Annotated in this window: 8 protein-coding genes; 6 read left to right on the top strand and 2 right to left on the bottom strand. The window is 45.0% G+C overall.

Annotated elements, in window-relative coordinates; genetic code table 11:
- The 4 genes from NA59_RS11790 to ntrC all read left to right on the top strand — a co-directional run.
- On the top strand, window positions 1–873 hold an 873-nt coding region (locus NA59_RS11790; RefSeq protein WP_044412955.1), incomplete at its 5' end, for an Rpn family recombination-promoting nuclease/putative transposase.
- Between the two features lie 411 nt (window positions 874–1,284).
- Window positions 1,285–1,959: a metal-dependent transcriptional regulator gene (locus NA59_RS11785; RefSeq protein ID WP_044412952.1), complete on the top strand. Its 675-nt coding sequence runs from the start codon at window positions 1,285–1,287 to the stop codon at window positions 1,957–1,959.
- Complete coding sequence (gene glnL / locus NA59_RS11780; RefSeq protein WP_044412949.1) at window positions 1,956–3,011, top strand: nitrogen regulation protein NR(II); 1,056 nt, start codon at window positions 1,956–1,958, stop codon at window positions 3,009–3,011. Before NA59_RS11785 ends, glnL begins: the two co-directional genes overlap by 4 nt.
- Window positions 3,012–3,013: 2 nt before the next feature.
- The gene (ntrC, locus tag NA59_RS11775; RefSeq protein WP_044412946.1) at window positions 3,014–4,462 is read left to right on the top strand and encodes a nitrogen regulation protein NR(I); all 1,449 of its coding nucleotides are present in this window, start codon (window positions 3,014–3,016) and stop codon (window positions 4,460–4,462) included.
- On the opposite strand, the gene NA59_RS11770 is transcribed toward ntrC, so the two are convergent.
- Together NA59_RS11770 and NA59_RS11765 are read right to left on the bottom strand one after the other, a co-directional pair.
- Entirely contained in the window at window positions 4,463–5,080 is a 618-nt protein-coding gene (locus NA59_RS11770; protein WP_157792618.1) for a DNA-J related domain-containing protein, read from the bottom strand.
- A 110-nt stretch (window positions 5,081–5,190) separates the two neighbouring features.
- Window positions 5,191–5,430, bottom strand: coding sequence for a type II toxin-antitoxin system Phd/YefM family antitoxin (locus tag NA59_RS11765; RefSeq protein WP_157792617.1), 240 nt, complete (start codon window positions 5,428–5,430; stop codon window positions 5,191–5,193).
- 648 nt (window positions 5,431–6,078) lie between these two features.
- Between NA59_RS11765 and NA59_RS11760 the strand changes: the two genes are divergently transcribed.
- The gene (locus NA59_RS11760) at window positions 6,079–8,436 is read left to right on the top strand and encodes a transporter substrate-binding domain-containing protein (RefSeq protein WP_198401110.1); all 2,358 of its coding nucleotides are present in this window, start codon (window positions 6,079–6,081) and stop codon (window positions 8,434–8,436) included.
- A complete protein-coding gene (locus NA59_RS11755) occupies window positions 8,429–9,115 on the top strand; it encodes a response regulator transcription factor (RefSeq protein WP_044412938.1) in 687 nt (228 codons plus the stop codon). Before NA59_RS11760 ends, NA59_RS11755 begins: the two co-directional genes overlap by 8 nt.
- The last annotated feature ends 586 nt before the right edge of the window (window positions 9,116–9,701 follow it).

The following is a 9,701-nucleotide window of genomic DNA, read 5'->3' as shown; positions in this document are numbered from 1 at the left end:
CTAATTGCGTTCCTCAATACCCTGTTACCGCAAAAACATCAAATTCAAGAGCTCAACTTCACCCATAACGAAAAACTCGGCATCACCCAGTTAGATCGCCGCGCGGTGTTTGATCTCAACTGTACCAGCCCATCTGGTGAACACTTCATCGTTGAAATCCAAAAGGCCAAACAAAAGTTCTTTAAAGACCGCAGTGTTTATTACGCCAGCTTCCCGATTCAACAACAAGCCGAGCGCGGTAACGACTGGGATTTTGAACTCGATGCCGTTTACACCATCGGCATTCTCGATTTTGAATTCGACGAAGACAAATCCGCCGGCAACAAAGATGTGGTGCATACCGTACAACTCAAAAACCAACACAACCAAGTCTTCTACGACAAATGCATGTTCATTTATCTGACCATGCCCAACTTCACCAAAACCGAAGACGAACTTGAAACCGACCAAGACAAATGGCTATTCCTGTTCAAAAACCTGCACAAACTGCACGACATCCCACGTCGACTACAACAACAAATCTTCCTACGCATCTTCGAAAAAGCCAGCATCGCCAAGTTCACGCCAACTGAGCGCCAAACCTACGAAGCCAGCCTAAAATACTACCGCGACATGAAAAACGTGATTGATACCCATGTTGAAGAAGCAGAAATCCGTGGTGAAGAGCGCGGGATTGAAAAAGGCATTGGGATTGGCCTTGAAAAAGGCCGTGAAGAGGGCATTGGGATTGGCATCGAAAAAGGCCGTGAAGAAGGACGATTACTTGAAAAGCTAACAATGGCACGTGCATTAATCCAAAAAGGTTTTGATAATGATATGATCGTACAGCTTACTGAGTTGTCTAGTGACCAGATTCAAGCTTTGCGCAAGTAAAGCGACGCGGCAATCTCTAGCCAACCGCGCACTGGTTCCAAAGATTGCTTCGCTCCGCTCGCAATGACGGCTCATTCTGTCATTGCGAGGCCGAAGGCCGTGTGTAATCTCCAGCCGACTCTGCACAACCAACCCCGTCATTGCGAGGCCGAAGGCCGTGGCAATCTCTTACAGACTGCGCACACCCTTGAGAGATTGCCGCGTCGCTGCGCTCCTCGCAATGACAGGTTTTTTCTTAACTTAATGGCAGTGGCGCACAGCGTGGGAGCGAGGTTGTCATTGTACCTCTCTGCGTTAACTTTCGACCAGTGCCAACCAGGCCTGGTCGTTTTTTTTGCACCAATCACAAGATTTTTGCATCAAAATAGGGCAAAATAAGCGTTTTATTTTGTCTTGTTTTATGAGGAAATTATGTCAGCATCGAAAGCCATCGAAGACTATTTAAAATGCATCTATAAGCTTGAAGATCCTCAAGTGCAAAATAAGGGGGTGCATACCTCGGCGATTGCCAGTCGTTTAGGGGTGGCGCAGGCATCGGTTTCCAATATGATCAAAAAGTTGTCTGATCAAGACTTTGTTAAGTATGAACCTTATTATGGGGTCTCTTTGACTGATTCGGGGCGCCAGGTGGCGTTGCAAATGATTCGTCGCCATCGGGTGATTGAGCAGTATTTAGTGGAGCGGTTGAATTACTCCTGGGATGAGGTGGATGAAGAAGCTGAAGTCCTTGAGCACGCTGTGAGTGATAAATTGGTGAATGCGATGTGGTTGGCATTAGGTGAGCCCTCGCATGATCCGCATGGCTCACCGATTCCTGATGCCGATGGGTTAATTACGCCACAGAACCTAGTGCCCTTAACCGAGCTTGAGGAAACAAAGCCGGCCAAGTTAGCCAGAATCAAAAATCGCTCCCCCGAGGAGCTTCGCTATCTCTCCTCGATTGGATTGGCCATGGGGGTGGAGTTAATTGTACAGTCCAAAGCGCCGTTTAATGGCCCCTTGATGCTAGAGGTGGCGGGTCGTTGTCATGCGCTCGACTACCGTATGGCCTGTGCGTTAATGGTTGAAGCGGAGTCTGAGCTATGAAGCTGACCTCTAAAAATGTGGCATGGGATGAGCTGCTGGACGGTTTGGCCACAGCGGTGATTTGGGTCGATGACCAGCAGAAAATTGGTTATGTAAATATTGCCGCCGCTGAGCTATTGCAAGTCAGTACGCGGCGTATTATAGGCGTGGCTTGGAAGGTGTTATTGCCAGGCCTGGTAGATGATCTAACCAGTTTTGGTGAGCAGCGACTCACGATTCACGAGTATCAAATTCAGTTACCTGATTTGCAGCGTGTGCGCGTGAGTTGTACTTTTTCGTGTTATGAGGTCAACAGCCGTGCAGGTTGGTTAGTGGAGTTGTTTAATACCGAGCGTCATCACCGAATTGTAGAAGAAGACGAACGTTGGCATCAATACGAGGCGGGCAATCTATTAGTCAAAACCCTTGCTCATGAAGTTAAAAATCCACTTGCAGGTATTTATGGCGCGGCGCAGTTATTGCAAAAACGGTTTCAAGATGACCAAAAGGCCATTAGTTTTTTAGATGTTATCTCTAAAGAGGTTCAGCGGCTTAAAAATCTCGTTGATTCGATGTTAGGTCCGCGCCAAACCGCTGAAAAAGAATTGCATAACATCCATGAAGTGATTCGTCATGTGTTGCGTGTTACCAAGCCAGAGTTTCCAGAAACGGTTCAAGTGATGTTGGATTATGATCCGTCGATTCCTGAGATTCGGATGGATTTTGAGGCGATGATTCAGGCGTTTTTAAATTTAATAAAAAATGCGATGCAAGCCATGGATGGGTTAACAGGGTTGATCACGATTCGTACCCGTGTTGAACGCAAGTTTACTTTGGGCACGCAAACTTTTCCATTGGTCGCGGTGGTCAGTATTCATGATGAAGGAGCAGGGATTCCAAAAGAGGTGTTTGACTCCATTTTCTATCCGATGGTGAGCAGCAAAAAAGAGGGAACAGGACTAGGCTTGCCTGTATCACAAAATATTATTCGCCAACATGGCGGCTTAATTGTGGCCGAAAGTGAGCCGGGGCATACGGTATTTCATGTCTATATTCCGTTTGAGAGAGGTTAAAAGTGAGCGATAAAAATAAAAAAACTGACCAGGCCCATCCGATCGTGTGGATTGTGGATGATGACGCTTCGATTCGATGGGTGCTTGAAGCGGCACTTGAAGATAAACCGTTCATTGTAAAATCGTTTGACTCGCCGACCATTGCGCTGAAAAATTTAGAAGCTTTTCCGCCGACAGTGATTGTCAGCGATATTCGGATGCCGGATATGGATGGCCTGACGTTTATGGAAGCGATTCATGAGTTTGACAAAACGATTCCGGTGATTATTATGACCGCGCACGCCGATTTAAATACGGCTGTACGTTCATATCAAAGCAAAGCGTTTGAATACTTGCCAAAACCGTTTGATTTGGATGAGGCGATTAGTTTGATAGAGCGTGCGATTAAGCGTCAGCTATCAGGCGGACGCACGCCACGCGCACGAAAAGACACCAGCAGCAAACAGCCGCTTAACATTATCGGCGCCGCGCCCGCAATGCAGGAAGTGTTTCGCATTATCGGTCGCGTATCCCAGCTAGATGTAACGGTGCTGGTAAACGGCGAAACCGGAACCGGTAAAGAGCTGATTGCTCAAGCACTGCATGAACTCAGCCCACGTGCGGACAAGCCGTTTGTGGCCCTGAATACGGCCGCGATTCCACGTGAATTATTAGAGTCGGAACTCTTTGGTCACGAAAAAGGCTCGTTTACTGGCGCCCATTCGCAAAGAGTGGGGCGGTTTGAGCAAGCCAATGGTGGTACTTTGTTTTTAGATGAAATTGGCGATATGCCGGTTGATTTACAAACTCGCTTATTACGGGTACTCAATGATGGCAGCTTTTATCGTGTAGGCGGACGCAACCCGATTAATGCCGATGTACGAATTGTGGCGGCGACCCACCAAAATATGGAACAACTGGTGCGCGAAGGGCGTTTCCGTGAAGACCTGCTTTATCGTTTAAATATTATTCGTATTAAAATCCCGCCATTACGCGAGCGACGTGAGGATATTGCACTGCTGTTGAAGTTTTATATGGATAAAGAAGCCAAAACACTCAAGCTTGAAGAAAAACAATTTGAAAAAGACGTGGTCAGTTTTTTATCCAGCCTGCCTTGGCCAGGTAATGTGCGCCAACTGCGCAGCCTGTGTACCTGGTTGACGATTATGGCCCCCGATAAAATGGTGCACATGGAAGATCTCCCGCTTGAGTTACGCACGGGCTCACAATGCTTGGAAATGCTTGATGCGGATAATATCCAGGATTGGCAAGTCGGTTTACGTTTGTGGGCCGATGCGTTTTTAGCTTCGGGAAAGCAAGGGTTGCATACCGAGGCTGAACCGCTGTTTGAGAAAGTCTTAATTGAAGCCGCGATGCAGTCCAGCCATTTCCACCGCCAACAAGCAGCGGCATTGTTAGGTTGGGGACGCAACACCCTAACCCGAAAAACCCAAGCTTTGGGCTTGGATTAATCAACAAAGACACTGTCTTAAGGTGGCCGCGGCTTGGCTTATTTTTTGAAATTCAGCAGTGTGCCCGCCTTTGTCTGGGTGATGGACTTGGCATAAACGCCGATAGGCTTGGTCAATGATGGCTTTGTTTAAGGGTTGGTCAGGCGCGATGTCTAGTGTTTTTCTGGCCTGGTCAATGTCTGGATGATGGGTTGGTTTTACCCCAGCGAAGGTTTGCCAAAAATCATCCAATAGTTTCACGACATCCGCGCTTTGGGTTTCTCGGTAGTGGTGGTAATCAAGATAATAGTCTCTTAGCGAGTCATTAACCGCCAGCGCACAATCATGCGATAACGGCGGCGCGGGCTTAAAGCGAATACTCAAACAATGAATATCCAAATCACCCAAGCCTTGCTGACGCCAAGGAGCTTGCAAGCGATAGAGCAGATGAAACAATAGGAAATGTGCCTGAAAAAGTTTGAGCGGCTCAAGGCTCGGTGCAAACTCAGGATAACCACGCTCGGCAAGTTGTTTGAGCAACAGGTGTTCGCTGATACCCTTCGGTGAAGTTTGAATCAGCTCAAGCAGTGTGGCTTCAAGTGCTTGAGGGATGGCAGGTTGGGTATTGTATTTATTCAAACCAGTTTTCCAGTCGAATGCCATCAATAAACGCAAAGTCTTTGGTATTGCGAGTGACCAATATCAATCCATGTGCAATCGATATGGCGGCATGACAGTGTGGGGAAAATCTAGATGCGACATTCGTCAAAGGGGAACACGTCATTATTTGACAATAGGGTTTCATTTTCTGTTAGCCAGGCTTCAAGTTTTTGTTGAAATCCCGTTTGATTTTGATAGGTTTGAATAGGCAATATCACAGCACATGGCGATCCATGCTTGGTAATTTCAACCGCCTGTTGATTTTGCTCCAGCGTTTGCAAAACCTGAGCAAAGTGATTGCGAACTTCGGTAAATGAATGTTGAATCATATTAATCACCATTGAAAAAGAATGTACACAATTAATGTACATTCTTTAGTCAGCCAATGCAACCTTAAAAATGCTCAACCAGCAATTGAGTGGTTTTGTTCCCAGTTTAACACTTTTAACCTCGTTCCCACGCTGTGCGTCACCGCCATTAAGCTAAGAAAAAAACGGTCATTGCGAGGAGCGCAGCGACGCGGCAAACTCTCAAGGGCGTGCACAGTCTGCCAGAGATTGCCACGGCCTTCGGCCTCGCAATGACCAATTTCTTTTACCCAGCGCCGTCATCCTGCGCGAAGTCGCAGGATCCAGCCGCTGGCGGCAATAGACCCTGCGACTTCGCGCAGGGTGACAGGGCGGTTAGGTAGGCTAGTAACTTAATGGCCATGAGGTACAACGTAGGAGAGAAACTTAACCTCGTTCCCACGCTGTGCGTGGGAATGCAGACCGGTTTAACCTATGAAACATCCGGGTTAAGATGCGCTTGTCCTGTCAAAAGGCTCCTAGCCGAAAACAGATGTGTGCTCTTGTGTTAGAATAATTAAATTAGATTAACCGCCAGAATTGGACTTTTTAATGCTGAATAATGCTGTGACCATGTTTTTTTACAAGCCAATAATACTAGCTTTGATATTAGCAATTTACTCATTTATCATGCAAGCCCCTATTGTGCAGGCGAATCAAACTAACCCGATCACTCAAGCAGAAGCAGCGCAAACCAGCCCGCTTTATACCAAGGAAGAACAGCAGTGGTTGGCACAAAACCCCAACATTCGAATAGCTCACTTGAGTATCTGGCGGCAGCACCGTAATCTCAGAAATCTACATGTCGACCTAGAATATTTAGAGTTGCTTAATCGATATGGCGGATTAAATCTTACGATAATTGACTTTGATAGCTGGGCGGAAGCTTATAGTAGTGTGCTTGAGGGCCGCTTAGTTCAAGGGATACTCTATCTTAGCCACACCCAAGAGCGAGAGAATCACTTTAACTTCTTGCCGCCTTACTTTTATATCCCAACCTACCTTATTGTAAGAAACGATGAACAGACTATCCAAAGCCTAGATGACTTAGAAAACAAACGCGTGTTTTCGCTCATTGATTCGGTAACAAAAAACATCATCGAAGATACGCAGCTTGATGTTGAAATCATACCGGTAAAAAGAGACCAAGATGCCATACAAGACTTGGGTAGCAGCCAGCCCACAGCGGATGCGGTTGTGCTGTTCGATTATGACCAGGATGCAATTAAACGCGCCAATTTAACTGTAGCACAAACAATGTACACCGAATACGGCGAAGTCCACCTTGGATTGAATAACCAGCACCCCATGCTCTATTCAATTCTTTTAAAAGCCCATGCCGCGATTCCAAAACAGGAGCTAACCTATATCCAAAACCTCTCATATATTTCGTTTGAAGATAGAGGGAAAAGCCTAAACCTCACCAAAGAAGAAGAACAATATCTTCAATTTAAAAGAGACATTACGATGTGTGTCGATCCCGATTGGGAGCCCTACGAGCGCATCACAAAACAGGGAGAGCATGTTGGACTCGCCGCTGATTTTATCGAATTAATAAGCCAAAAAATTGGCAAGCCGTTTAGGCTAATCCCAACCACAAGCTGGCAACAAAGCCTTGAATATGCCAAACAAGGTCGCTGTGAAACACTCTCATTTCTAAATCAAACCCCTCAAAGAGATACCTATCTCGACTTCACCTCAATACTTTATGATGAAGGTGAAGTTATTATCGCTAAAGAAAATGCTAGTTTTCTAAGAGGCTATGAATCGCTAAAGGGTAAAAAAGTAGGGGTGATAAAAGGTCATAATACTGATGAATACATTCAACAAAACCACCCGAGTATAGAGATAGTCTATGTTCAAAACTATGAAGACGGCATCAGGCGCGTGTCTGATGGCGAAATATTTGCGACGATAACAGCCCACTTAGGCGCGGCGCACAATATCTCTAAACTAAAGCTGAGTAATATCAAAATCGCTGGGGAAACCCATCAGCGTAATGCGTTAAAAATGGGGGTTGTTAAAGATGAGCCTCACCTTGCCTCTATTCTTACAAAAGCGATTGATACCATCACCCAGCAAGAGCGCAATCGTATTCTCGCAAATTGGGTCTCAGTTAGATTTGAGCAAACGATTGACTATTCATTAATTTGGAAAATACTCGCTGTAATCACCTCTGTCTTGATTTTTTTCTTTTATCGCCAATACGATATTTCGAAGATAAACAAAAAACTAAAAAAAGAGATGGAGCAGCAATACCAAGACAACCTAGAAAAAGACAGGCTGATATTCCAGCAGAGCAAGCTAGTCGCAATGGGGGAGATGATAGAAAACATCGCTCACCAGTGGCGCCAACCGCTGGCAAGCATCAATGCCTCCGTCATGACCATAGATAATCTCGCACATGAAAGCGGTTTTCACTCCGATAAACTGGAGGGCGAACTGGCCTACATGGAAGGTGTTGCCGAACATATGTCACAAACCCTAGACAACTTCCGTAACTTCTTGTCAAAAGATAATAAAGCCGAATGCTTTAGCCTCGCGGCGGTTATTGACGAGTCGCTTAGTATCACCCATAAAACACTCGAAAACGATCAGATCGAAATTAACCTTAATCTAGAGGGTGATTTAAAAATATTCGGCAACAAAGTCGACTTTATGCAAGTGATTCTGGTGCTGATTAATAACGCCAAGGACGCACTCGAAAATCAGCCACTATCGCCAAAAAAACTCACCATCAGCGCCCAAAAACACAAAGATATCATCAGAATCTTATTTAAAGACAACGGCGGCGGCATCCCAGAAAACCTAATAGAAAAGATATTTGATCCTTACTTCACCACCAAACACAAGGCACAAGGTACCGGTATTGGGCTCTATATAACCAAGCTCATCATCGAAAAAAAGATGGGCGGAACCATTACAGCGTCTAGCAAAGAACAAGGCGCTTGTTTTAACATTGAATTAAAGGACGTAAAGTGTGAATAGTGAACTACTCGATTATACGGTGCTTTTTGTAGAAGACGATATAGGTGTAAAACAGCGGGTGTCAGAAAGTTTGAGGCGCTATTTTAAACAGGTCTACGAAGCACAAGATGGCGAACAGGGGCTAGCGCTTTACAAAAAACATAAGCCAGACATACTGTTTTTAGACATTGATCTACCTAAGCTCAGTGGGCTGGCACTACTGCAAAAAGTTAGGGAGAATGACCCGGTAACAAAAGCCGTAATGCTCACCGCACACACCGAATTAGATATGCTGCTCCAAGCAACAGAGCTCAAGCTAACCAAGTATATTATCAAACCGCTCAACAGAAAAGCGCTGCAGGAAACCGTGCAGATGCTAGTAGAAGAGATGAGAAGCTATCAAATAATTCCACAAAAAAACTTACAACTTAAAAACGAATATATGTGGAATGTGCAAACCGAAATCCTCACACATAAAAATGAAGAAATTAAACTTACACCAAATGAAAAAAAGATATTCATGCACTTAATTCGATATCCTAACAGAGTTTTTTCCTATAACGATATTATTGCCCATGTCTGGGAAGACCCGTACGACAAGCAAGGTCCTTTAAGGACAGCTATAAAAAATCTCAGAAAGAAACTTCCCGAAGATACCATTGTGAGTGTCTACGGCGAAGGACTTAAATTACAAACCTGAATCCTGTCAAACTCCCTGCGACTTCGCGCAGGGTTATCTATACGCTAAAAAATCTACGTTTTTCTCGCTCCCACGCTGTGCGTGGGAATGCCAGCCCATTCGAGACGGTAACGAATAAATTAAACTGATTGTGTAACTTTTTAGCACTGTAAATTACCAGAAATTCTATTATACATATCAGCAAAAAAACACTGGGAAACCAATATCCTACGCGATCATCACGCGAATTTATGAATCGAAGAAAGCGAAGCTAAACATCCGGGCTATACGCTAAAAAATCAACGTTAAAAATTGTACATAGACAACTGATTGTATAAAAATTACATAAAAATCCAAATGCTCACAATTTCCTTCTATTTGTAGTTTAGTATAAAAATTAGACAACTAGATTAACGTGTATCTTGTTTAAAAAAATACCACGAAAACAACAAGCATCGCACCTAAAAATGAAGGACTCGACCATGAAAAACACATCCACCAAACACGGGCTTATCGCCACGGGACTGCTTGCGCTTGCACCGCTGATCCACGCCCAAACCCCCGACGCCGGCTCATTACTGCGTGACCAAGAAGCCAACATCCCCCA

This window comes from Thiomicrospira microaerophila (assembly GCF_000934765.1).
Lineage (GTDB): Bacteria > Pseudomonadota > Gammaproteobacteria > Thiomicrospirales > Thiomicrospiraceae > Thiomicrospira > Thiomicrospira microaerophila.
This window is presented reverse-complemented; position numbering and strand designations above follow the sequence as displayed.

Excerpts from the sequence above, each read along its gene's own strand:
- NA59_RS11760 (WP_198401110.1), top strand. The coding sequence starts at position 6,079 with ATGCAAGCCCCTATTGTGCAGGCGAATCAAACTAACCCGATCACTCAA.
- NA59_RS11765 (WP_157792617.1), bottom strand. The coding sequence starts at position 5,430 with ATGATTCAACATTCATTTACCGAAGTTCGCAATCACTTTGCTCAGGTT.
- NA59_RS11785 (WP_044412952.1), top strand. The coding sequence starts at position 1,285 with ATGTCAGCATCGAAAGCCATCGAAGACTATTTAAAATGCATCTATAAG.
- glnL (WP_044412949.1), top strand. The coding sequence starts at position 1,956 with ATGAAGCTGACCTCTAAAAATGTGGCATGGGATGAGCTGCTGGACGGT.